The 23138-nt window shown below is 72.7% G+C and carries 17 protein-coding genes; 13 read left to right on the top strand and 4 right to left on the bottom strand.

Going from position 1 to position 23138, the window contains the following annotated elements:
• Nucleotides 1-76: 76 nt before the first annotated feature.
• Nucleotides 77-2257 carry a SpoIIE family protein phosphatase gene (locus ACIBJC_RS02420; protein WP_399286607.1) on the top strand — a complete coding sequence of 727 codons (2181 nt, stop codon included), beginning with the start codon at nucleotides 77-79 and terminating at the stop codon, nucleotides 2255-2257.
• Nucleotides 2258-2290: 33 nt separating this feature from the next.
• Here ACIBJC_RS02420 and ACIBJC_RS02415 read toward each other — a convergent pair whose 3' ends face one another.
• The 4 genes from ACIBJC_RS02415 to ACIBJC_RS02400 all read right to left on the bottom strand — a co-directional run bounded on the left by ACIBJC_RS02415 (nucleotide 2291) and on the right by ACIBJC_RS02400 (nucleotide 7390).
• Nucleotides 2291-3040, bottom strand: coding sequence for an SDR family oxidoreductase (locus ACIBJC_RS02415; protein WP_399286604.1), 750 nt, complete (start codon nucleotides 3038-3040; stop codon nucleotides 2291-2293).
• 27 nt (nucleotides 3041-3067) lie between these two features.
• Entirely contained in the window at nucleotides 3068-4381 is a 1314-nt protein-coding gene (locus ACIBJC_RS02410; protein WP_399286601.1) for an MFS transporter, read from the bottom strand.
• A 192-nt stretch (nucleotides 4382-4573) separates the two neighbouring features.
• Nucleotides 4574-6214 carry a phosphoglucomutase (alpha-D-glucose-1,6-bisphosphate-dependent) gene (gene pgm, locus ACIBJC_RS02405; protein ID WP_399286598.1) on the bottom strand — a complete coding sequence of 547 codons (1641 nt, stop codon included), beginning with the start codon at nucleotides 6212-6214 and terminating at the stop codon, nucleotides 4574-4576.
• A gap of 141 nt (nucleotides 6215-6355) precedes the next feature.
• Complete coding sequence (locus ACIBJC_RS02400) at nucleotides 6356-7390, bottom strand: LacI family DNA-binding transcriptional regulator (RefSeq protein WP_399286595.1); 1035 nt, start codon at nucleotides 7388-7390, stop codon at nucleotides 6356-6358.
• 197 nt (nucleotides 7391-7587) lie between these two features.
• Here ACIBJC_RS02400 and ACIBJC_RS02395 point away from each other — a divergent pair, with 197 nt between their 5' ends.
• From ACIBJC_RS02395 to ACIBJC_RS02340, 12 genes are all read left to right on the top strand, one after another.
• On the top strand, nucleotides 7588-8643 hold the full coding sequence (locus tag ACIBJC_RS02395; protein ID WP_399286592.1) for an asparaginase: 1056 nt from the start codon (nucleotides 7588-7590) through the stop codon (nucleotides 8641-8643).
• A gap of 111 nt (nucleotides 8644-8754) precedes the next feature.
• The gene (locus ACIBJC_RS02390; RefSeq protein WP_399286589.1) at nucleotides 8755-9633 is read left to right on the top strand and encodes a polysaccharide deacetylase; all 879 of its coding nucleotides are present in this window, start codon (nucleotides 8755-8757) and stop codon (nucleotides 9631-9633) included.
• A 266-nt stretch (nucleotides 9634-9899) separates the two neighbouring features.
• Nucleotides 9900-11249: an MFS transporter gene (locus tag ACIBJC_RS02385; RefSeq protein WP_399286587.1), complete on the top strand. Its 1350-nt coding sequence runs from the start codon at nucleotides 9900-9902 to the stop codon at nucleotides 11247-11249.
• Between the two features lie 89 nt (nucleotides 11250-11338).
• Nucleotides 11339-12112: an SDR family NAD(P)-dependent oxidoreductase gene (locus tag ACIBJC_RS02380; protein ID WP_399286584.1), complete on the top strand. Its 774-nt coding sequence runs from the start codon at nucleotides 11339-11341 to the stop codon at nucleotides 12110-12112.
• Between the two features lie 45 nt (nucleotides 12113-12157).
• On the top strand, nucleotides 12158-12958 hold the full coding sequence (locus ACIBJC_RS02375) for an SDR family NAD(P)-dependent oxidoreductase (protein ID WP_399286581.1): 801 nt from the start codon (nucleotides 12158-12160) through the stop codon (nucleotides 12956-12958).
• Nucleotides 12959-13083: 125 nt separating this feature from the next.
• Nucleotides 13084-13581, top strand: coding sequence for a hypothetical protein (locus tag ACIBJC_RS02370; protein ID WP_399286578.1), 498 nt, complete (start codon nucleotides 13084-13086; stop codon nucleotides 13579-13581).
• A 147-nt stretch (nucleotides 13582-13728) separates the two neighbouring features.
• Nucleotides 13729-14838, top strand: coding sequence for a LacI family DNA-binding transcriptional regulator (locus ACIBJC_RS02365; protein ID WP_399286575.1), 1110 nt, complete (start codon nucleotides 13729-13731; stop codon nucleotides 14836-14838).
• Nucleotides 14839-15134: 296 nt separating this feature from the next.
• Nucleotides 15135-16361, top strand: coding sequence for an ABC transporter substrate-binding protein (locus ACIBJC_RS02360; RefSeq protein WP_399286572.1), 1227 nt, complete (start codon nucleotides 15135-15137; stop codon nucleotides 16359-16361).
• Nucleotides 16362-16377: 16 nt separating this feature from the next.
• Nucleotides 16378-17385, top strand: coding sequence for a carbohydrate ABC transporter permease (locus ACIBJC_RS02355; RefSeq protein WP_399286569.1), 1008 nt, complete (start codon nucleotides 16378-16380; stop codon nucleotides 17383-17385).
• Entirely contained in the window at nucleotides 17382-18254 is an 873-nt protein-coding gene (locus ACIBJC_RS02350) for a carbohydrate ABC transporter permease (RefSeq protein WP_399286566.1), read from the top strand. The genes ACIBJC_RS02355 and ACIBJC_RS02350 overlap by 4 nt, the downstream gene beginning before the upstream one ends.
• Before the next feature lie 83 nt (nucleotides 18255-18337).
• Nucleotides 18338-20650, top strand: coding sequence for an alpha-xylosidase (yicI, locus tag ACIBJC_RS02345; RefSeq protein ID WP_399286563.1), 2313 nt, complete (start codon nucleotides 18338-18340; stop codon nucleotides 20648-20650).
• 121 nt (nucleotides 20651-20771) lie between these two features.
• A complete protein-coding gene (locus tag ACIBJC_RS02340; protein ID WP_399286560.1) occupies nucleotides 20772-23075 on the top strand; it encodes an MMPL family transporter in 2304 nt (767 codons plus the stop codon).
• Nucleotides 23076-23138 lie beyond the last annotated feature (63 nt).

Here is a 23138-nt window from a genome sequence, read left to right as displayed (position 1 = left end):
GTTGTAGCCTTGACCCCCTGGGCTGCCGGTGGTTGTCCGGAAGCCCAGGGCATAGCCCGGCGGGGAGCGAAGCACGATGGATGACACGCGCGGAGCGGCTTTCTGGCAGGCGCTGTCATTCACCCAGTCGGACCTGCCCATGGCGGTGTACGACGCCGACCTGCGGCTGCTCCACGCGAACGACCGGATGGGCCGGATCACCGGCCGCACCGGGGACCGGATGCGCGGCCACCGTTCGGGCTTCCTGCTGTACGACGGAGCCGACGTCGACCGTACGGACGACGCGGGCGGCACCGCGGCACCGGCCGGGGGGATCGAAGCCGCCATGCGCAGGGTGCTGCGCACGGGCGAGGCCGAGTCCCTGCAGACCTCCCGCCGCGCCCACGGCGAGCGGCAAGCCCGCTCCTGGGCCCTCTCCCTCTCGCCGCTCAGGGACACGGCGGGACGGGTGTACGCCCTCGCCGTGACCGGCTTCGAGAACAGCGCGCAGCGCAGGGCCCGCGCGAGCCTCGCCCTGCTCAACGAGGCCAGCATGCGGATCGGCACCACCCTGGACGTCACCCGCACCGCCCAGGAACTGGCGAGCACACCGCTGCCCGCCTTCGCCGACTTCATCAGCGTCGACCTCCTGGACTCCGTACTGCGCGGCGACGAACCGACCTCAGGACCGGTCTCCGGCGACGTACCGCTGCGCCGTGTCGCCCACGAGTCCGCCCAGCACCCGGACGCCCGCGAGGCCGCCGTCGCCGTCGGGGACGTCGACAGCTACCCCGAGTTCTCGCCCCCGGCCCGCTGCCTCGCCACCGGCCGCGCCGTGCTCACCGGCCCCGGGGACCAGGCGTACACCGACTGGATGGCGCGCGATCCCCGGCGCAGATCGAAGACCACCGACTTCGGGGCCGAGTCGATGGTGGCGGCGCCGCTGGTAGCCCGGGGCAACATCCTGGGCGCGGCGCTCTTCACCCGGCGCCTGCACCCGGAGCCCTTCACCGAGGACGATCTCGCCCTCGCCGAGCAGTTGGCGGCCCGGGCGGCGATCTGCATCGACAACGCCCGCCGCTACACCCGCGAGCGCTCCACCGCCGTCACCCTCCAGCGCAGCCTGCTGCCGCGCGGGGTGCCCGCGCAGTCGGCCGCCGAGGTCGCCACGCGCTACCGCCCGGCCGACCCCCGGCACGGTGTGGGCGGCGACTGGTTCGACGTCATCCCGCTGGCCGGTTCCCGGGTCGCGCTGGTGGTGGGGGACGTCGTCGGGCACGGCATCCACGCGTCCGCCACCATGGGCCGGCTCCGTACGGCCGTGCGCACCCTCGCCGACATCGACCTGCCGCCGGACGAACTCCTCACCCACCTCGACGACGTGGTCGTACGGCTCGCCTCGGAGAACTCCGGGAGTACGGGCCCGGACGGCGCCCCCGGCACCGACGAGTACACCGGCGCGAGCTGTCTGTACGTGGTCTACGACCCGGTCTCCCGCTCCTGCTGCGCGGCCAGGGCCGGTCATCCGCCGCCCGTGCTCGCCACCCCCGACGGCGTGGCGCGCCTGCTCGACCTGCCCGGGGGTCCGCCGCTGGGCCTGGGCGGTCTGCCTTTCGAGTGCGCCGAGTTCGAGGTCCCCGTGGGCAGCACGCTCGCCCTCTACACCGACGGACTGATCGAGTCCCACGAGCACGGCGCGGGCACCGGCAGGGGGATGGGCACGGACCCCGGCTCCGGCGTCGACGGCCTCTGCGCGATCCTCGCCGCGTCGTCCCCTTCGCTGGAGACCACCTGCGACACCGTCCTCGACAAGCTGCTCTCGCCGTCCCGTACCGACGACGTCGCCCTGCTGCTCGCCCGTACCCGCGCCCTCGACGCGGACCAGGTCGCCACCTGGGAACTGGCCGCGGAGCCCGAACTCGTCGCCGAGGTGCGCGAGCGTGTCTCCGGCCAACTGGCCGTGTGGGGACTCGAAGAGCTGACCTTCACCACCGAACTGGTCGTCAGCGAGCTGTTCACCAACGCGATCCTGCACGGCCGCGGCCCCGTACAGCTCCGGCTGATCCGCGACCGTACGCTCCTGTGCGAGGTCTGCGACACCAGCACCTCCGCCCCGCATCTGCGCCGGGCCCGGGTCTACGACGAGGGCGGGCGCGGGCTGCTGCTGGTCGCCCGGCTCACCCAGCGCTGGGGCACCCGCCAGCTCCCCGGCGGCAAGGCGATCTGGGCGGAGCAGCCCCTCCCGAGCCCTGACCCGGAGCCTGGCCAGGAGCCCTGACCCGGCGCCCAGACCCGCTCGGGGAGGGCCGTCTCAGACCTCCTCCCGCTCCCGGTGGAAGCCCAGCCCTCCCGGCACCTGGAAGGTCGGCAGGATCTCAAGGTGACCGATGTTGACGTGCCGGGGCGCGCCGATCGCGTAGTCGACGGCGTCGGCGATGTCCTCGGGCTTCAGGCACTCGTAGCCCTCGTAGTAGAGGCGCCTGGCCTTCTCCATGTCGCCGAGCAGCCGCCCGAACATCTCGGTCTCGACCCGTCCCGGGCAGATCTCGGTGACCCGGACCCGCGTGCCGAACGCGTCGATCCTGAGCTGGCGGGAGAGCGTGTGCACGGCGGACTTGGTCGCGTGGTAGACCGTGTTGCCGGCGAAGTGGTAGATCCCGGCGATCGAGCTGACGTTGACGACATGGCCGAGGTCCCGCTCCACCATGCCGGGCACGAGCAGCCGTACGAGATGGAGCACGGCCCGGAGGTTCACCGCGATCTGCTCGTCCACGGCGAACGCGTCGGCGGTCAGTACGGTGCCGGTGCGCGAGACCCCGGCGTTGTTGACGAGCACGTCGACGTCGATGCCCGCGACCGTCGTGGCCAGCGCGTCGGTGTCCGTGATGTCCACGGCGTGCGGTACGCAGCCGGTGCGGGCGGCGAGCGCGGCGAGCCGGTCCGTGTCACGCGCCACGGCGTGGACCCGGAGCCCCTGGCGCGCGAGGCGTTCGACGACGACGGCGCCGATCCCGGTCGACGCGCCGGTCACCAGCGCGGTCCTGTAGTCGGAAAAGGTCATGGCGGGTGTTCTCTCCTCAGGTGGGTGTCACCGGTCGCGCAGCGGGGTGTGGGCGGTCTCGCGGATGGTCAGCACCGCGAGGAACGTGCCGAGCGCGGTGGCGACGACGTAGTAGGCGGGGACGCGGGTGTCGCCGGTCAGCCCGATGAGCCAGGTCATCAGGAAGGGGGCGGAGCCGCCGAAGAGCGCGGCGGAGACGTTGTAGCCGAACCCGTAGGCGAAGTAGCGGACCCTGGTCGGGAACAGCTCGACCAGCAGGATGTGGATCACTCCGGTGTGGCCCGCGAAGACCACCGCCAGCAGGACCGCGCCGAGGACGGCCGAGGCCATGGACCCCTGGACGAGCAGCAGGTAACACGGGTAGCCGAGCACGGCCATGGCCAGGGCGGAGCCCCCGACGACCGCGCGGCGGCCGAGCCGGTCGGAGAGCCGGCCGGCGTACGGGATGGCCGCGATGACCGCGACGAGGGAGCACGCGGTGACGATCAGGCCCTGCACCACACTGAAGTGCAGCTCCTTGTTGAGATAGGTCGGCATGTACGCGAACAGCACGTAGTAGCCGGACCCGTTGAGCAGCGGGATGACCACGGCGAGCAGGATCGCCCTGCGGTGGACGGGGCTGGTGAACGCCTCGCGCAGCGGGTTGCGGGAGAGCCCGTGCGCCGCCCTGAGCCGCTCGAAGCGCGGGGTGTCCGCGATCCGGTTACGGATGTAGAAGCCGGCGGCGCCCATCGGGACGGCCAGCAGGAAGGGGATCCGCCACCCCCACGACCGCATGGCCTCGTCGCTCAGCGCCGCGTTGAGCAGGGCGGCGGTGAGCGTACCGGCGAGCAGCGCGGTGAACGAGGCGATCTGGGCGTAGCTGGTGAGCCTGCCGCGACGGCCCTCGGGCGCGTACTCGGCGAGAAAGGTCACGGCGCCCGCCGCCTCGCCGCCGACCGAGAAGCCCTGCGCGAAGCGGAGGAGCATCAGCAGGGCGGGCGCCGCGATCCCGATCGCCGCGTGGTCGGGGAGCAGGCCGATCGCCGCGGTGGCGGCGCTGATCAGCAGGATGACGAAGACCAGCATCCGCTGCCGGCCGACGCGGTCGCCCAGGTACCCGCAGACCATGGCGCCGAGCGGCCGGACGAAGAAGGGGATGCCGAAGGTCAGGAAGGTGAGCAGCAGCGCCGCCTGCGGGCTCCGCTCCGGGAAGAAGACCACGGCGAGGGTGCCGGCGAGGAACCCGTACACACCGTTGTCGTACAGCTCGACGAAGACACCGACAGACCCCGCGAGGGTGACGCGCCGGAGGGTGGCGGGGTCCGGCTCCGGCACGGTCGGGCTGACGGCGGTGGCCATGCTTCCTCCGGGTCGCGGCGGCCTGCGCCGCCGCCGACGGCGGCGGACGACCACGGCGGCCGGCGGGCCCCGTGGCTCGGTGCCCGCCGCGCATTGTGCCGTCCGCGTCGCCCGGCGGCGGGCTCCGGAGCGCCGCGCCGCCGAGATCCGCCCGGTCGCGCCGCCCCGGGCCCCGGGCCCCGCCGGACGGGGTCAGCCGCCCAGAGCCGCCGAGACCACGGCCTTCGCCTCCTCCTGGACCCGGCCGAGATGGTCCGCGCCGAGGAAGGACTCCGCGTAGATCTTGTAGACGTCCTCGGTGCCGGAGGGGCGGGCGGCGAACCAGGCGTTCTCCGTGGACACCTTGATGCCGCCGATCGGCGCGCCGTTGCCGGGCGCCTCGGTGAGCACCTCCGTGACCGGTTCCCCGGCGAGGGTGTCCGCGGTGACCTGCTCCGGCGAGAGGCGCCCGAGGACCGCCTTCTCCGCCGGGGTGGCGGGCGCGTCGATCCGGGCGTACGCGGGCTCCCCGAACCGCGCGGTGAGCGCGGCGTACTGCTCCGAAGGGGTCTTCCCGGTCACCGCGAGGATCTCGGAGGCGAGCAGCGCCAGGATGATGCCGTCCTTGTCGGTGGTCCACACCGAGCCGTCGCGGCGCAGGAACGACGCCCCGGCCGACTCCTCCCCGCCGAAGCCGAGCGACCCACCGGCCAGCCCGTCCACGAACCACTTGAAGCCGACGGGCACCTCCACCAGCGGCCGGCCGAGGTCCGCGGCGACCCGGTCGATCATCCCCGACGACACCAGTGTCTTGCCGATCCCGGCGCCCGCGGGCCACCGCTCGCGGTGGGCGTAGAGATAGGAGATCGCGGTCGCGAGATAGTGGTTGGGGTTCATCAGCCCGCCGTCCGGGGTGACGATGCCGTGCCGGTCAGCGTCTGCGTCGTTGCCCGTCGCGATCGCGAACCGGTCGCGCCGCTCGATCAGCGAGGCCATCGCGTACGGCGACGAGCAGTCCATCCGGATCTTCCCGTCCCAGTCCAGCGTCATGAACCGCCAGGTCGGATCGGTCAGCGGATTGACCACGGTCAGGTCGAGCCGGTGCTCCTCGGCGATCCGGCCCCAGTACGCGACCGACGCGCCGCCCAGCGGGTCCGCGCCGATCCGTACCCCCGCCGCGCGCACCGCGTCCAGGTCGAGCACGGACGGCAGATCGGCCACGTACGTACCGAGGAAGTCGTACCGCCCGGTGCCGGGGGCGGCCAGGGCGCGCCGGTAGGGCAGCCTGCGGACGTCCTTGAGGCCGCCCGCGATGATGTCGTTGGCGCGGTCCTGGATCCAGTTGGTCGCGTCGGACCCGGCGGGGCCGCCGCTCGGCGGGTTGTACTTGAAACCGCCGTCGGCGGGCGGGTTGTGGGACGGGGTGACCACCACGCCGTCCGCGAGACCCACCGTACGGCCGCGGTTGTGCGTGAGGATCGCGTGCGAGACCGCAGGGGTGGGGGTGTAGCCGTCGGCGCTGTCGATGAGCACGGTCACGGAGTTGGCCGCGAACACCTCGACGGCGGTCACCCGGGCGGGCTCGGAGAGCGCGTGGGTGTCGGCGCCGAGGAAGAGCGGTCCGTCGGTGCCCTGGAGGGACCGGTACTCGCAGATCGCCTGGCTGGTCGCGGCGATGTGGTCCTCGTTGAACGCGGTGGCGAGGGACGAACCGCGGTGCCCCGACGTCCCGAACGCCACGCGCTGGCCCGGCTCCTGGGGGTCGGGATGCAGCGCGTAGTACGCGGTCACCAGCTTGGCGACATCGATGAGGTCCTCCGGCCGGGCCGGCTGTCCCGCTCGTTCGTGCGGCATCTGCCCACTCCTCCAGATCGGTCGATCGTTTTGTCGGTTCATCTTCGCGGGTCGCCGCCGTGACCGGCGACCGCCCCGCCGGACAGCCCGTCAGGCCGGCCGGTCCCACCGGTCCTGCCTGTCTTGCCTGTCTTGCCGGTCCTACCGGTCCGGGTCGACCGTGGACGCGCGCACCATCAGCTCCGGGGTGAACCGGCGCGACCGCGCAGGGCGCCCCTCGACCATCCCCACCAGCGCGGTCGCCGCCCGCTCTCCCATGGCGCGCATCGGCGAGCGTACGGACGTGAGGGGGATGGGCAGTTGGGCCGAGAGCGGGACATCGTTGAAGCCCGCCACCGCGACGTCCCGCCCCGGCACCAGACCGGAGGCGCGCAGCGCGCCCATGACTCCGATCGCGGCGAAGTCGTTGACCGCGAAGACCGCCGTGGGGCGGGGCTCGGCGGCCAGCAGCCGGTGCGCGGCGCGCTCGCCGCCGTACACGTCGAACGGCGCGTTGACGACCAGCGCCGGATCCACCGGCACCCCCGCCTTCGCGTACGCGTCCGTGAAGCCCTTCGTCCGCTCGACCCCCGTGGAGGCGTACGGCTCGCCCGCCACGACCGCCACCCTGCGGTGCCCCAGCGACAGCAGATGCTCCGCCACCAGACGCCCGCCGACGATGTCGTCGCAGGTGAAGGAGGTGACCCCGCGCAGCCGTCGGGAGACCAGCGCCACCGGCACCCCGCGCGCGACCAGTTCGGAGGCGAGCGTCGTGTCGCCCCGCGCGTCCCCGAGGAGCAGGCCGTCGACCCGCAGGGCCAGCAGCCGCTCCACCTTGGCCCGCTGGACCGCCGGATCGTCCCCGGTGTTGGCGACGACGGCCTGGTACCCGGCCGCCGCCGCGCCCGCCTCGATGCCCTCGTAGACCGTGGCCAGCACGATGTCCGTGAGCCGGGGGACCAGCACGCCCAGCAGCCGGGAGCGGCCGGTCCGCAGGCTGGACGCGGCGGGGTTCACGACATAGCCGAGCCGTCTCGCGGACTCCCGTACGCGGTCGGCGGTGGCGGCTCCCACTCCGGCCCCGTCGCGCAGCGCCCGGGACGCGGTGGACTGGTGCACACCCGCGTCGGCGGCCACATCGGCCAGGGTCACACCGTTCTCGCCCGGGTCGCGGCCGGCTGCGGGCTGTCGTATCAAGGCCGTGGTCCTCGTTCCTGTCCTGCTGGGGGTGACGGGCCGGGAGCGGCCCGTCACGGCGCCGGCGCCGTCGGCCCGGGTGGCCGTGTTTCGGGAGCCATCATCTTCCATGAAGATCCGATCAAGGGGGTTGCCCTCCGGGGTGAGTGTGGAGCATGGTTGCGCAATCGTTCTCGCAATCGATTGTGGAGCCTCGTATGCAGCTTCGTCTCATCGGCACGGGTGGCACCATCGCCAGCCGCTCCACGCCCACCGGGAGGGTCGCCTCCGTCACGGTGAAGGAGCTGCTGGAGACCGCGCGCGCCTTCCCCGTGCCGGAGTGTGCCGAGGTGACCTGCGCGGAGATGGGCCTGCGGGCCAGCTTCTCGCTCGGCCTCCCCGACCTCGCCGCGCTCGCCGCAGCCGTCGGTGAGAGCCTGCGCGACGGGGCCGACGCGGTGGTCATCACCCACGGCACGGACTCCATGGAGGAGACCGCCTTCGCGCTCTCCCTCGTCCACGCCGACGACCGCCCCATCGTGCTCACCGGCGCGCAGCGCCCCGCCGACGACCCGGCGGCCGACGGGCCGCGCAATCTCGCCACCGCCCTGACCTGGGCCGCGCACCCCGCGGCCCGCGGCCATGGCGTCAGCGCGGTCTTCGACGGCGCGGTCTGGCCCGCCATCGGGCTCCGCAAGACCGACACCCTGGCCCCCGCCGCCTTCGGCGCACCGGGCCGGGGGCCCGTCGCCCGCGTGGACGACGGCCGCGTCCGGCTGATCGGCCGGCCGCCCCGCCCCGCCCCGCTGATCCGGGCCGACGACCTCGGCCGGCTGCCCCGGGTGGACATCGTCCCGCTCTACGTCGGCTGCGACACCGCGCTGCTCGACGCCGCGGTGGCCGCCGGCGCGCGCGGCGTGGTGCTGTGCGCCTTCGGGGCGGGCAACGCCCCGCCGGACGTCACCGAGGCCGTCGCGCGGCTGGTGGCGGACGGGGTCGCGGTCGCCGTCGCCAGCCGGGTGCCGGCCGGGGCGACCTCGGCGGCGTACGGCGCGGGCGGCGGCGCCGACCTGCTGCGGGCGGGCGCGGTCTTCGCCGCCGACCTCTCCCCGTGGCATCTGCGGCTGCTCCTGGCCGCGGCGCTGCACCGGGCCGCCGGGCGGGGGCCCGCGGGGGCCGCCGCGCTGATCCGCGACTGGCTCGCCGACGCGGGACACCACGACGCCGCGCACCCCGAGAGCGGGCACCACGATGCCGCGCACCCCGGCGGCTGATCACGACGGCCCACCACCGGCCGGGCGCGCCTCCCTCACGGGCGACCGGCCACCACGTACACCACCACCACCGGAAGACACCCCCACCAGCACACCCAGAGGAGAACCGACATGGCGAAAGAGATTCTGGTTGCCTACGGCGTCGACGTCGACGCGGTCGGCGGTTGGCTCGGCTCGTACGGGGGAGAGGACTCCCCCTGTGACATCTCGCGCGGCCTGTTCGCGGGCGAGGTGGGCGTGCCCCGGATGCTGGAGCTGTTCCGGCGCCGCGGGATGACCACCACCTGGTTCTGGCCGGGCCACTCGATCGAGACGTTCCCCGAGCAGTTCGAGGCGTGTACGGCCGCCGGTCACGAGATCGGGGTGCACGGCTACAGCCACGAGAACCCGATCGCGATGAGCCGGACGCAGGAGTCCGACATCCTCGACCACTGCATCGACCTCATCACCACCCGCACCGGACGGCGGCCCACCGGCTATGTCGCCCCCTGGTGGGAGTTCTCCCCGGTCACCAACGAACTCCTGCTGGAGCGGGGCATCGCGTACGACCACTCCCTGATGCACCGCGACTTCGAGCCGTACTACGTGCGGGTCGGCGACAGTTGGTCGAAGATCGACTACGACCGTCCGGCGGCGGAGTGGATGAAGCCGCTGGAACGGGGCGAGGAGACCGACCTGGTGGAGATCCCCGCCAACTGGTACCTCGACGACCTGCCGCCGATGATGTTCGTCAAGGCCAGCCCCAACAGCCACGGCTTCGTCAGCCCCCGTGAGCTCGAACAGACGTGGCGCGACCAGTTCGACTGGGTCTACCGCGAGAACGACTACGCCGTCTTCACCATGACCGTGCACCCCGACGTGTCGGGACGGCCGCAGAACCTGCTGATGCACGAGCGGCTGATCGACCACATCGGCGGCCACGAGGGCGTCCGCTGGGTCACCTTCGACCAGATCGCCAAGGACTTCGTCCGCCGCCGTCCCCGCGGCTGACCCGGCCCCGTCCCGTTCCCGTTCGCGTTCCCTTCCCCTTTCCGCTTTCCGCTCCTCGCTCCTCCCCGTGGTGGCCGCCGCCCTCCGTGCCCCGGCCACCGGCGCGGCGCCGGCCCCGTCCCCGGTCCGGCGCCGGGGCCCGGCCCGCTCCCGGCCTCCGGCACCCGCGCTGTCACGGCGCCGCCCCGCGCCGCGCACCCCACCGCGCCTCCCCGCAGCGCATCGCACCGTCCCCGCGTCCTCTTCGTACGTATCGGAGTCCGCCCGTGAACACGTCAGCGACATCCTCGTCCGCCGCCGAAACCCCCGGCATAACCGACCCGGACACCCCGCCCCGCAAGCTCGTCGTCCGCGCGTCGGTCATCTGCTTCCTGGCCTGGGTCTTCAGCGTGTACGACTTCACCCTCTTCGGAACCCTGCTCCCCAAGATCGCCGAGGACTTCGGCTGGTCCACCGCCACCGCGGCCAATGTCGTCACCGGCGTCACCGCGGGCACCTTCGTCGTCTCACTCTGCGTCGGCCCGATCCTCGACCGCTTCGGGCGCCGCCCGGCCCTGATGATCACCTCGGCCGGGGCCGCCCTCACCTCCGCAGCGACCGCCCTGGCAGGCGGCGCGATCTCCATGGTCGGCATCCGCGCCTTCTCCGGGTTCGGTTACTCCGAGGAGGTCGTCAACACCGTCTATCTCAACGAGATCTACGGGAAGCACCCCCGGCGCGGACTGCTCTTCAGCTTCGTCCAGAGCGGCTGGCCGGTCGGCGCCCTGGTCGGCGCCGGAGTGACGGCCCTGACCCTGCCCACCTTCGGCTGGCGCGGCAGCTTCGTGATCGCGGCCGTCCCCGCGCTCGTCATCGCCCTGCTGATGCGCACCCTGCCCGAGTCCCCGGTCTTCCTCGGCCTGAAGAAGGCCCGCGCCCTGCGCGCCGAGGGACGCCGCGCCGAGGCCGAGGCCGTCGAGAAATCGGCCGGGATCGAGACCGACGCGTCCAAGGCCGGTCTGCGGGAGGTCTTCGCGCCCGCGCTGCGCCGTCACACGCTCTGCCTCTCGGCCGCCTGGCTGCTCAACTGGATGGGCATCCAGATCTTCTCGGTGCTGGGCACGACCGTGCTCGTCGAGGCCAAGGGTGTCTCGTTCAGCAGCGCGCTGCTGGTCCTCGTCCTCGCCAACCTGGCCGGTTTCTTCGGCTACGTCTTCCACGGCTGGCTCGGTGACCGGATCGGCCGCCGTACGACCATCATCATCGGCTGGAGCTGCGGCGGCGTCGCCATGACCGCCATGCTCTTCGGCCCCACCTCGACGGCGGCCGTGATCGGCCTCTACGCGCTCGGGCTGTTCTTCCTGACCGGCCCCTACTCGGCGATGCTGTTCTACATGAGCGAGTCGTTCCCCGAGCAGGTCCGCGGGGTCGGCTCCAACGTCGCCCACACCATGGGCCCGGTCGGCGCCATCGTCGGCTCCGCGCTGCTCGGCGCGCTGCTCTCGGCCGGTGCCTCGATGACCGTCGCCGCCTTCGTCGCCGGAGCCGTCGGCATCTTCGGCTCCGGACTGGTGATGCTCGGCGCCCGGGACGTCGACCGCCGCCGTACGCCCGTACCGGCCCCCGCGGCCGTCTGACCCCTACACCTCCTCTTCACGTCCAGCCCGTCCTTCACGTCCGGTCCACCCTTCAAACCCAGCCCGTCCGACAAGGAGATCCCGACACCATGACCGGAGAACGACAGCGCGGCGCGGCCCTCATCACCGGAGGCGCCAGCGGTATCGGCCGGGCGACGGCGGTCGCCTTCGCCGAAGCGGGCGTCGACACCGTGATCGGCTTCCACACCGCCGACCCGCACGACCCGGCCGAGACCGTCGAAGCGGTCCGCGCGGCCGGCGGCCGATGTCTCGCCGTCGAGGCGGACGTCGCGGCCGAAGCGGGCCCCGAACGGCTGGCGCGGGCCGCCGTGGACACGTACGGCCGGCTCGACATCGCCGTCGCGGCGGCCGGCATCCTGCGCCGGGCGCCGCTCGCCGAACTCACCGACGACGCCTGGCAGGACATGCTCGGTGTCGACCTCACCGGCGTCATGCGCACCTTCCGTTCCGCGGCGGCGCGGATGACAGGACCTGGCGCGCTGCTCGCCGTCTCGTCCATCGCGGGCGGGGTGTACGGCTGGGGCGAGCACGCCCACTACGCCGCCGCCAAGGCCGGGGTGCTGGGCCTGGTCCGCTCCCTCGCCGTGGAGCTGGCGCCCCGGGGCATCCGCGCCAACTCCGTGATCCCCGGGCTGATCGAGACGCCGCAGTCGCTGGACGCGCGTAACTCGCTCGGCCCCGAGGGGCTGCGCGCGGCGGGCGCGTCCATCCCGGCCGGCCGGGTCGGACGCCCGGCGGAGGTGGCCGCCGCCATCCGCTTCCTGTGCGCGCCCGAGGCCTCGTACATCACCGGACAGCAGCTCGTCGTGGACGGCGGTCTGACGGTCCGCTTCCCCGACTGACTCCGCCCCGCCCCACCCCGGCCCGACCCACCTCACGGAGACACCATGACCACCCCGACCCCGACCCCGCCCCCGTCCCCAGCCCCGACCCCGCCCCCAGCCCCGACCTCGGCCCCGCGCACCGTTCTGATCACCGGCGCGGCCAGTGGCATCGGCGCCGCCGTCGCCGAGGCGTTCGCCCGCGAGGGGGCCGGGCTCGCCCTCGCCGACCGCGACACCGACCGGCTGGAAGCCCTGCGCGACCGGCTGCCCCGTACGTCCGCCGTCACCCTGCACACGCTCGACGTCGCCGACGCCGACCAGGTCAGGGAGACGGTCGAGGAGGTCGTACGCCGCCACGGAGGGGTGGACGTCCTCGTCAACTCGGCGGGCATCCTCACCGAGGTCCCGCTGGCGGAGATGGATCCGGCCGTCTGGGACGAGACCATCGCCGTGGATCTGCGCGGCGTCTTCCTGAGCTGCCGCTACACCCTTCCGCACATGATCGAGCGGGGCGGCGGCCGGATCGTCAACATCGCCTCGCAGCTCGGTCAGAAGGGCGGTGAGGGGCTGACCCACTACTCGGCCGCCAAGGCCGGGGTCATCGGCTTCACCAAGGCGCTCGCCCGCGAGGCCGCCCCGCACCACGTGCTGGTCAACGCGGTCGCCCCGGGGCCGGTGGAGACCCCGCTGGTGGACGGTCTCAGCCCCGAGTGGAAGCGTGCCAAGCAGGCGGAGCTGCCGCTCGGCCGGTTCGGACGGCCGGAGGAGATCGCGCCGACCGTGCTGCTCCTCGCCTCCGACCCCGGCGGCAACCTCTACGTGGGGCAGACCCTCGGTCCCAACAGCGGCGACGTGATGGCATGACGGCCGGCCAGGAGCCGGCCGGGCGCTTCGCGGGCCGCCGCGCCCCGGTGGCCCGCCGTACGGCGAGGGGCTGACCGGCCGTGTGCGGAGGGTGCGGCCGTCCCGCGACCCGCTGGACGGAGCGTGTGGCGCCGCTCGGCCCCGGCGGTACGGCCGCCCGGCACCGCGCCGTACGACGGCTGCTCGCCAGGACCCGGCTGACCGCCAGGCCGTGGCCCGGCGGCGGCTGGCAGCTCGCCGACCGGGCCGGGCGCTGGCGCCACTGCGAAGGGCTCGACGCGCTCTGGACCGCCGTACGCGCCCTGTCGGGGCCGGTGATCACCCCTGACCCCGGGGACACCACCCGCGACTGGAGCCTGCCCCGGCCGTACGCGCCCGATCCGCACACGCTGGTCGTCTGGACGGCGGCGGCGCTGCGCGCGGGCCCGGCGTCCGGCGCGCTCACCGTACGGGCGGCGGGCTGGTCGCTGACCGGTGGGGCGGATCCGGACACCGCTCCCGTGCTCCACCGCGAGGAGAGCGATCCGGCGGCCGGCGGTGTGCGCGTCGAGGCACCGTGGGGCGCCCGCACGCTCGCCACGCACCTGGCGCGGGTGTGCGCGCCGCCGGACGAGCCGGCATGACCCCTGTGCCTGCTGCGGAGCTGCCTGCTCAGGAGCTGCCTGCTCAGGGGCGTGCGCCGACCAGTGCGTCAGCCCGTTCGATACGATGAACGACCAGGGCTGCCGCACGTCCTCCGGCGTCGTTCCCGCATCACCGAAGGGGTCGAGATGGCTACCATCAGGGACGTCGCCCAGCGGGCCGGGGTCGCGCCCAGCACCGTCAGTTATGTCTTCAACGGCTCCCGTTCGATCTCCGAGGAGACCCGCCGACGCGTCCAGGAGGCCGTCGACGCGCTCGGCTACCACCCGCGCGCCAGCGCCAGGACCCTGCGCAGCAGCCGCACCCGTGTGATCGCCCTCGCGCTTCCCCGCGCCGCCGGTGAACGGCACGCCGTGGACGGCCGGTTCGCGATCGAGGTCAGCGACGCCGCCAACACCCTCGGCCATGACCTGCTTCTGACGACCTCCCAGGACAAGGCGGAGGGGCTGCGGCGCGTGGCGCTCAGCGGACTCGCGGACGCGGCGGTCCTGATGGCGGTCGACATGGAGGACGCGCGGATCGACGTCGTACGCGAACTGGTCTTCCCCGCGGCCCTGATCGGGCGGCCCGCCGACGAGGACGCCCTGCCCTGGACCGACCTCGACTGGGAGGAGGCCGCGGCGCTCGCAGTCCGTGAACTCGCCGCCGCCGGCCACCGCGAGCTGGTCTATCTCGCGCCCGGCGAACCGGAGGTACGGGGGCGGCGCAGCTACGCGCTGCGCGGGATCGCCGGCGCCCGCCGGGGTGCCCGTACCACCGGCGCGGCCGTCCGGGTCGTCCACTCCGTCGGCGATCCGGCCAAGCTGGCGCACCGGCTCCGTACGCTGCTGGGGGAGCGGACGGCCGACGGGACCCGGCGGCCGGGCGGCGACGCCGGGACCGGCGCGGCGCCGACCGCCCTGATCGTGCAGCACCCCTCCGCGCACCACCACATCCTGGCGTCCGTGACCGCGGCCGGACTGCGGGTGCCGGAGGACGTCACCGTCGTCGTCATCGGCACGCTCCCCGGGGATCCGTCGAGCAGCCGGCTGCCCCGGATCGACCTGCCGGTACGGACGCTGGCCACCGAGGTCACCCGGCTCGCCGTGGCCGCCGCCGCCGTGCTGCGGGAGGACACCGCGCGCGGTACGGAGCACGCGGAGCCGGGCGCGCGGCTGCTCGCCGACTCCGTCGGACATCTGCTGATCGCACCGGTCCTGCTGGCGGGCGCGCTGCCGCTCGGCGCGCCGCGCGACTGACCCCGGCCGGATCCCGCCCGTACGCACCGAAGACACCGCTCGGCTCTTGTCGCCGTTTCGGCGAGCGCCTACCATCGCCGCAGCGCTCAATCGAATCGATTCGACGCCTGTTTCTCCCGCCCGCTCGCCCTGTTTCTTCCGCCCGCTCACCCCGTGTTCTTCCGCCCGCTCGGCACTTGTTCTCCCGCCCGTTCCCTCCGTCGCCGCTCACCCCCCACCGCACGTCCGTACACCTCCCCGTACCTCCGTACCTCTCCGTCTCCATACAGCGTTGTAGACCGAACGGAGCCCCTCGTATGCACCCGATCCGCCGCCTTCCGGCGCCGGCCGTGCTCCTCACCGCGCTCGTGGCCCTCGCCCCTCTCGCCGGCTGCGCGCGGCTGCCCGACCCCGGCACGCTGACGGTTCTCAACTCGGCCACCGACACCCACGAGCACGACCAGGAGCAGAAGTTCTTCGACCGCTGCGCGAAGCCGCTCGGCGTGAAGGTCAGACAGACCAGCGTCCCCGCCGACCAGGTGGTGTCCAAGGCCCTGCGGATGGCCTCGTCCCACTCGCTGACGGACATCCTCGAACTGGACGGCTCCGAACTCCCGCAGTTCGCCGACACCGGCGGTCTCGTCCCGCTGAAGGACGCGGGCGTGGACGTGACCGGGATGTCACCCGGCGCCGTCTCCCTGGGCAGCTTCCGGGGCGACCAGTACGGCATCGCCCGCTCCGTCAACTCCCTCGCGCTGATCTACAACGCCGATCTGCTGCGCAAGGCGGGCGTCGAACCACCCACCACCTGGGACGAGTTGAAGACGACCGCCAGAAAGCTCACCCAGGGCCGGACGTTCGGGATGGCCTTCAGCGCGACCCCCGACGCGGACGGCGTCTACCAGTTCCTGCCGTTCTTCTGGTCGGCCGGCGGCGACGAGGCGCGGCTCGACGACGGCCGGGGCGCCCCCGCCCTGCGCCTCTGGAAGGACCTGATCGACGACAAGTCCGCCTCCAGCGCCGTCGTCACCTGGAACCAGCAGGACGTCAACGACCAGTTCATCGCGGGACGGGCCGCGATGATGATCAACGGACCGTGGCAGGTCCCGGTGCTCGGCGAGCACAAGGACCTCGACTGGGCGGTCGCCGCGATCCCCGTCCCCGAGGCCGGCCGCCCTCCGGTGCCACCGATCGGCGGTACGGTCATGGCCCTTCCCCGCACCGGCGACACCGGGCGCCAGAAGACCGCGGCACGGATCATCGACTGCCTCAACGAGCAGCGCAACCAGGTCGCCTGGGGCGAGGCCGTCTACAACGTGCCCACCCGTACGGCCGCCGCCGCCGCGTACAAGGCCCAGAACCCCAAGCTCGGCGCGTTCGCCGACGAGGTCGCCACCGCACGCTCCCGCACCGACCGGGTCGGCTCCCGCTGGCCGGTCGTCTCCGACGCCCTCGCGGGCGCCTTCCAGTCCGTACTGACCGGACGCTCCACACCCGAAGCCGCCCTGAAGCAGGCCCAGTCACGGGCCACGGCCGGTGAGTGACGTGAGGAGACCCGCCATGACACCCACCACACCGGCCGCCGTCCCGGCGCCCGCCCCAACTCCCTCCGGGGACGCCGACGCCGATACCGCCACCGGCACCCTCACCTCGGGCGCCACCGGCGCGCCCGCACGGCCCGGACGCCGGACCGCGCTCCTGCGGCTGCTCTTCGTCGCCCCCGCCGTCCTCTACATGCTGGCCTTCTTCGGCTATCCGCTCGTGCGCAACGTCGTCATGAGCTTCCAGCGCTTCACCCCGCGCACCTACTTCACCGGCGAGGCCCCCTTCAACGGGCTCGACAACTGGCGCGGGGTCTTCGGCAATCCGCTCTTCACCGGCTCCCTCTGGCACACCCTGCTCTTCACCGCGGGCTCCCTGCTCGGCCAGTTCGTCATCGGCCTCGCGCTCGCCGTCTTCTTCTCCCGCCGCTTCCGGCTCTCCGGCTTCGTCCGCGCGGTCCTGCTGCTGCCCTGGCTCGTCCCGATGGTCGTCTCGGCCGTCGTCTGGCGCAAACTCCTCGACCAGGACACCGGCGTCCTCAACACACTCCTGATGGACCTGCACCTCACCTCGTCCGCCGTGCCCTGGCTCAGCAGCCCGAGTGTGGCCCTGCTCTCCGCGATCCTCGTCAACATCTGGATCGGCATCCCGTTCAACATGGTGATCCTCTACGGCGGGCTCCAGGAGATACCCCGCGACCTGTACGAGGCCGCCGCGCTCGACGGCGCCGGTCCCTGGCGCACCTTCCGCGGCCTCACCCTGCCGCTGCTGCGCCCGGTCGTCACCGTGGTCCTCATCCTCGGCTTCATGTCCACGGTGAAGATCCTCGACCTGATCCTCGCCCTGACCGGTGGCGGCCCCGCAGACTCCACCCAGACCCTCGGCACCGTCACCTATCAACTCTCCTTCCAGCAGCTCAACTTCGGGCAGGGCGCGGTGGTCGGCAACGTTCTCATCCTGGTCAGCGCGGTCTTCGCCGTGCTCTATCTGCGCGCCAACCGCTCCGACTTCGGCCAGGGGAAGTGACCGCCATGTCCGCCACCAACTCCACCACCCACTCCGCCCCCCACTCCACCGTCCACTCCGTCGGCCGCCCGCGCGGCGGCCTCTCCACCGCCTTCGCGCTCCTCGTCCTCGCCGTCCTGCTCTTCCCGCTCTACTGGATGGTCAACATCGCCCTCCAGCCCGGCGAGAGCCTGGCCGCCACCCACTGGCTGCCCACCTCGCCCGGCTGGGACAACTTCCAGCGGGCGCTGAGCAGTCAGGGCGGCTCGCTGGTGACCAGCCTCGTCGTCGCGCTCGGCGCCGTCGTGGTCTGTCTGGCGCTGGCCGCGCCCGCCGCGTATGGCCTGGCCCAGCTCGGGCTGCGCGGCAGCCGTACGATCGTGTTCGCCACGCTGATCACCCAGATGGTCCCGGGCATCGTCATCGCCAACGCCCTCTACAGCGCCTACGTCGAACTGCGGCTGGTCAACTCCTCGTTGGGGCTGATCCTCGCCGACGCCTCGCTCGGACTGCCGTTCTCCATCGTGCTGCTGCGCGCCTTCATGGTGTCGATCCCGCGCGAGATCGTGGAGGCGGCGCTCGTCGACGGCGCCAACCGGTTCACCGCCTTCGTCCGGATCGTCCTGCCGATGAGCCGCAACGCCCTGATCACTGCGGGCCTGTTCACCTTCCTCTTCGCCTGGTCCGACTTCATGTTCGCGCTGACGCTCAACACCACGGACGACGTCAAACCGATCACGCTCGCCATGTACGAGTACATCGGCGCCCATGTCAGCGACTGGGGCGCGGTGATGGCGACCGCGGTCGTCTCCGCGGTCCCCGCCGCGATCCTGCTGGTCGTGGCCCAGAAGTACGTGGCCGCCGGTATCACCGGCGGGTCCGTCAAATAACGGCCGCCGCCCCGCCGAACAGGGACCATCGACCCGATGGGCCACCCCTGCCCACCAGCCCCTTCCACAGAGCAGGAGCACTGATGAAGTTCACCGACGGGTACTGGCAGATGCGCCCCGGCGTGACCGCCCGGTACGCGGTCTCCGTCGCCGACGCCGATGTCACCGACGACCGCGTCACCCTCCACGCTCCGGTGGGGCGGGTGACCCACCGCGGAGACACTCTCAACGCCCCTCTCGTGACCGTCGACTGCTGGTCGCCCGCCGAGGGCGTCATCGGTGTCCGCGTCACCCACCACGGCGGACGCGCCCCGAGGACACCGGAGTTCGCGCTCACCACCGGTTCCACGACCGATGCCGGCAAGGTCGTCAGGGAGGGCTCCACGATCGAACTCGCCTCCGGTGAGCTCTCCTTGAGGACCGACACCGACGCGCCCTGGCAGCTCGACTTCACGGCCGGCGGACAGACCCTGACCTCGATCGGCAGCCGCGGCGCCGGCTTCGCGACCGACGCCGACGGCCGCCACTTCATGCTCGCGCAGCTCTCCCTCGCCGTCGGGGAGAGCGTGTACGGGCTGGGCGAACGCTTCACCCCGTTCGTCAAGAACGGCCAGACCGTGGACATCTGGCAGGCGGACGGCGGCACCAGCAGCGAACAGGCGTACAAGAACATCCCGTTCCATCTCACCAGCCGGGGCTACGGCGTCTTCGTCAACCACCCGGGCCAGGTCTCCTACGAGGTGGGCTCCGAGGCCGTCGGCCGCGTCCAGTTCAGCGTCGAGGACCAGAGCCTGGAGTTCTACGTCATCCACGGCCCGGGACCCCGGGAGATCCTGGCCCGGTACACCGCGCTCACCGGCCGCCCCGCGCTGCCGCCCGCCTGGTCCTTCGGCCTGTGGCTCTCGACCTCCTTCACCACCTCGTACGACGAGGCCACCGTCAACCGGTTCGTCCAGGGCATGGCCGACGCCGAAATCCCCCTGAGCGTCTTCCACTTCGACTGCTTCTGGATGCGCGAGTACCAGTGGAGCGACTTCGTCTGGGACCCGGACGTCTTCCCCGACCCGGAGGGCATGCTCGCCCGGCTGCGTGAGCGCGGGCTGCGCGTCTGCGCCTGGATCAACCCGTACATCGCGCAGAAGTCTCCCCTCTTCGCCGAGGGGATGGCCGAGGGGTATCTGCTCAGGAAGCCCGACGACGACGTCTGGCAGTGGGACCGCTGGCAGCCCGGCATGGCGCTGGTCGACTTCACCAACCCGGCCGCCCGTGCCTGGTACGCCGACAAGCTGCGCGTCCTGCTCGACCAGGGCGTCGACTGCTTCAAGACGGACTTCGGCGAGCGGGTGCCCGTCGATGTCGCGTGGCACGACGGCTCCGACCCGGAGCGGATGCACAACTACTACACGCAGATCTACAACGAGACCGTCTTCGAACTGCTGCGCGAGGAGCGTGGCGAGGGCGAGGCCGTCGTCTTCGCCCGCTCCGCGACCACCGGCGGCCAGCGGCTGCCCGTGCACTGGGGCGGCGACTGCGAGTCGACGTTCGAGGCCATGGCCGAGTCGCTGCGCGGCGGGCTGTCGCTGGGCCTGTCGGGATTCGGTTTCTGGAGCCATGACATCGGCGGGTTCGAGGGCACCCCGACGCCCGCGCTCTTCAAGCGCTGGGTCCAGTTCGGTCTGCTGTCCTCGCACAGCAGGCTGCACGGCTCCAAGTCCTACCGGGTGCCGTGGGACTACGGCGACGAGGCCGTCGCCGTCACCCGCGACTTCACCCGGCTCAAGCACCGGCTGATGCCGTACCTCTACCGCGCCGCGACCCAGGCCAGGGACACCGGCACCCCCGTGATGCGCGCCATGGTGCTGGAGTTCCCCGACGACCCGGCGTGCCGCCCGCTCGACCGGCAGTACCTGCTCGGCGACGACCTGCTGGTCGCCCCCGTCTTCACCGAGGACGGCTCCGTCGAGTACTACGTGCCCGACGGCGTCTGGACCAACATCCTCACCGGCGCCCAGGTCACCGGACCCGGCTGGCGGAGCGAGACCCACGGCTTCGACACCCTGCCGCTGCTGGCCAGGCCGGGCGCGGTGCTGCCGTTCGGCGCCGTGGACGAGGGCCCCGAGTACGACTGGGCGGACGGCGTCACCCTGCGCGTGCACACCCCGGCGGACGGCGCCGAGGTGGTCACGACCGTCCCCGCGCCCGACGGATCAGGACCCGCCGCTGTCTTCACCACCCGGCGCGACGGCGACGAGATCGTCGTGGAGACGGGGAGCGCACTGCCCTGGAAGGTCCTGCTGGTGGGCGCCGAACCCACCGGGGACGCCGCCCCCGATCCGCTCGGCGCCCTCCACAGCGCCCCGGCGGGCACCCACCGGCTGGCGGTCCGCCTGAGCTGAGCCCCTCCGCGTTCCCCCAGAGCGTCACCACCGCCGTCCTGATCAAATGGGGAGAAATGATCGCATGTGGATGACCGCATGTGTCATGGACGGCTGATGTTCGCACCCTCTGGGGGTACGCATGACCGCACCGAGCGGTACGGACGGTACGGAGAGGACGCCGCCGGCGGACCGGGCGGGGCCCGGCCTCCAGCGCCTCGGGGAGTGGTGCGCACGCCACTTCGTCGTGGTCGTCGTCGCCTGGCTGGTCGCCCTCGGCGGGCTGCACGTGCTCGCGAACTCCTTCGGGGGCACGTACTCCGACGACTTCGTCCTCCCGGGAACCCAGTCGGACACCGGCGCCCGGGTGCTCAGCGAGCACGCGCCCGGGGCGGGCGGCACCGGGGCCCAGATCGTCCTGCACGATGGGCGGCAGTCCCTCACCGCCGTACAGAGCCAGATCGACCGGACGGTCACCTCCCTCCAGGAACTCCCGCACGTCCTGTCCGTGGCGAACCCGCTGCCAGCCACGCCCTCCTCACCGCCCACCGGAGCGCTCACCTCCGACGGGCGGACGGGCTACATCACCGTCCGCTTCAGCAGCAGCCCCACCACGTTCGGCCACTCCTATCTCGACGGCGTGGACCGGGCCGTACAACCACTGCGCGCCGCGGGCGTCGAGGTCGAGTACGGCGGACCGCTCGGCGAACTGGCCCGCCCCAAGGCCGAGGAGCTCACCAGCGAGGTCATCGGGTTCGGCGTGGCGGTGATCGTCCTGCTGATCGGTTTCGGCAGCGTCATCGCCGCCGGGATCCCGCTGCTCACCGCGCTGATCGCGGTCGTCGTCGGGCTGGCCTGCCTGGGCCTGATCGCCGCGGCCTTCACCTTCGCGAGCGTCTCGCCCACCCTGGCCACGATGATCGGCCTCGGCGTCGGCATCGACTACGCGCTCTTCCTGATCACCCGCCACCGCCAGCAGTCGATGGACGGCGCCCACCCGGTGACCGCGGCGGGCCGCGCCGTCGCCACCAGCGGCCGGGCCGTCATCGTCTCCGGCTGTACGGTCATCGTCGCCCTGGCCGGGCTGTACGTCTCCCAGATCAGCTTCATCGGCAAGCTCGGCGCCGCGGCGGCCGTCACCGTCGTCACGGCCGTCATCGGCGCGGTCACCCTCGTACCGGCCCTGCTCGGGCTCGCCGGGCGCCGTATCGACCGCTACCGGGTCCGGCGCCCGGTCGCCGAGGGTGTCGCCGATCCGGCGGTCGTACGCGCCGAGCGGCGGGCCGGAAGTACGCGGGTCCACACCGGGACGAGCGGCGGCTGGCACCGGTACGCCCAGCGCGTGGAGCACCACCCCTGGTGGTTCCTGCTGGCCGGGCTGGTGGTCGTCGGCGTCCTCGCGATCCCCCTGTTCTCCATCCGCCTCGGCCATATCGACGACGGGGCCGACCCCACCAGCTTCACGGACCGGCGCGCCTACGACCTGATCTCCGAGGGCTTCGGGCCCGGCGCCAACGGCCCGCTCACCGTCGTCGTCGACCAGAGCAAGGTCCCGTCGGCCGACCGTTCGGCGCTCGCGGCGAACATGACGAAGGCGCTCACCGGCGTCCCCGGCGCTGCGAGCGTCGGCCCGCTCGCCCCGACCAGCGACGGCCAGGTGCTGACCGCCACGGTGCTCTCCCGTACCTCACCGCAGTCCGCCGGGACCGCCGCGCTCTTCCGCCACCTCAAGGACGACGTCCTGCCGCGCGGCGCCGCGGGCACCGACGCGGCGACCTATGTGACGGGCACGACCGCCGCCCAGGAGGACTTCCTCGACCTCATCTCGGCCCGGCTGCCGCTCATCATCGGCGCGGTCGTCGCCCTCGCCTTCCTCATCGTGCTCATCGTGTTCCGCGGGATCCTGGTCGCGCTGAAGGCCGCCGTGCTCAACCTCCTCTCGATCGCCGCGTCGTACGGAGTGGTCGTCGCCGTCTTCCAGTGGGGCTGGGGCGGGCCCGCGCTGGGCGTCTCCGGGACCGTGCCCATCGAGAGCTACGTGCCGATGATGATGTTCGCCATCGTCTTCGGACTGAGCATGGACTACGAGGTCTTCCTGCTCTCCCGGGTCCACGAGGCGTGGCGGCGCACCCACGACAGCGGGGGCAGCGTCGCGCACGGTCTGGAGATCACCGCGCGGGTGATCACCTGCGCGGCGCTCATCATGGTCAGCGTCTTCGCCGCGTTTATCCTGAGCGACAACATCGTGGTCAAGATGCTCGGCCTCGGTCTGGCCGTCAGCGTCCTGATCGACGCCACGGTCGTCCGGCTGCTGATGGTCCCCGCGGTCATGACGCTGCTGGGCCCCGCCGCCTGGTGGACACCCCGCCGGCTGGACCGCGTCCTGCCGCACGTGGACACGGAGGGCGAGGCGGTGGAGGCGAGGGCCGCCACCCCGCCGCGCTGAGAGCCGCGGGTATCCCCGTGGTGGACCGCGCCGGGGTGCGCGATGGCCGGGGAGCGGTGATGG

Source organism: Streptomyces sp. NPDC050509 (genome assembly GCF_044457965.1).
Classification (GTDB): Bacteria; Actinomycetota; Actinomycetes; order Streptomycetales; family Streptomycetaceae; genus Streptomyces.
The sequence above is the reverse complement of the archived record's forward strand: the minus strand, read 5'-3'. Positions and strand labels throughout refer to the sequence as shown.

Excerpts from the sequence above, each read along its gene's own strand:
- ACIBJC_RS02420 (WP_399286607.1), top strand. The coding sequence starts at position 77 with ATGGATGACACGCGCGGAGCGGCTTTCTGGCAGGCGCTGTCATTCACC.
- ACIBJC_RS02415 (WP_399286604.1), bottom strand. The coding sequence starts at position 3,040 with ATGACCTTTTCCGACTACAGGACCGCGCTGGTGACCGGCGCGTCGACC.
- ACIBJC_RS02410 (WP_399286601.1), bottom strand. The coding sequence starts at position 4,381 with ATGGCCACCGCCGTCAGCCCGACCGTGCCGGAGCCGGACCCCGCCACC.
- pgm (WP_399286598.1), bottom strand. The coding sequence starts at position 6,214 with ATGCCGCACGAACGAGCGGGACAGCCGGCCCGGCCGGAGGACCTCATC.
- ACIBJC_RS02395 (WP_399286592.1), top strand. The coding sequence starts at position 7,588 with ATGCAGCTTCGTCTCATCGGCACGGGTGGCACCATCGCCAGCCGCTCC.
- ACIBJC_RS02390 (WP_399286589.1), top strand. The coding sequence starts at position 8,755 with ATGGCGAAAGAGATTCTGGTTGCCTACGGCGTCGACGTCGACGCGGTC.
- ACIBJC_RS02380 (WP_399286584.1), top strand. The coding sequence starts at position 11,339 with ATGACCGGAGAACGACAGCGCGGCGCGGCCCTCATCACCGGAGGCGCC.
- ACIBJC_RS02375 (WP_399286581.1), top strand. The coding sequence starts at position 12,158 with ATGACCACCCCGACCCCGACCCCGCCCCCGTCCCCAGCCCCGACCCCG.
- ACIBJC_RS02365 (WP_399286575.1), top strand. The coding sequence starts at position 13,729 with ATGGCTACCATCAGGGACGTCGCCCAGCGGGCCGGGGTCGCGCCCAGC.
- ACIBJC_RS02360 (WP_399286572.1), top strand. The coding sequence starts at position 15,135 with ATGCACCCGATCCGCCGCCTTCCGGCGCCGGCCGTGCTCCTCACCGCG.
- ACIBJC_RS02355 (WP_399286569.1), top strand. The coding sequence starts at position 16,378 with ATGACACCCACCACACCGGCCGCCGTCCCGGCGCCCGCCCCAACTCCC.
- yicI (WP_399286563.1), top strand. The coding sequence starts at position 18,338 with ATGAAGTTCACCGACGGGTACTGGCAGATGCGCCCCGGCGTGACCGCC.
- ACIBJC_RS02340 (WP_399286560.1), top strand. The coding sequence starts at position 20,772 with ATGACCGCACCGAGCGGTACGGACGGTACGGAGAGGACGCCGCCGGCG.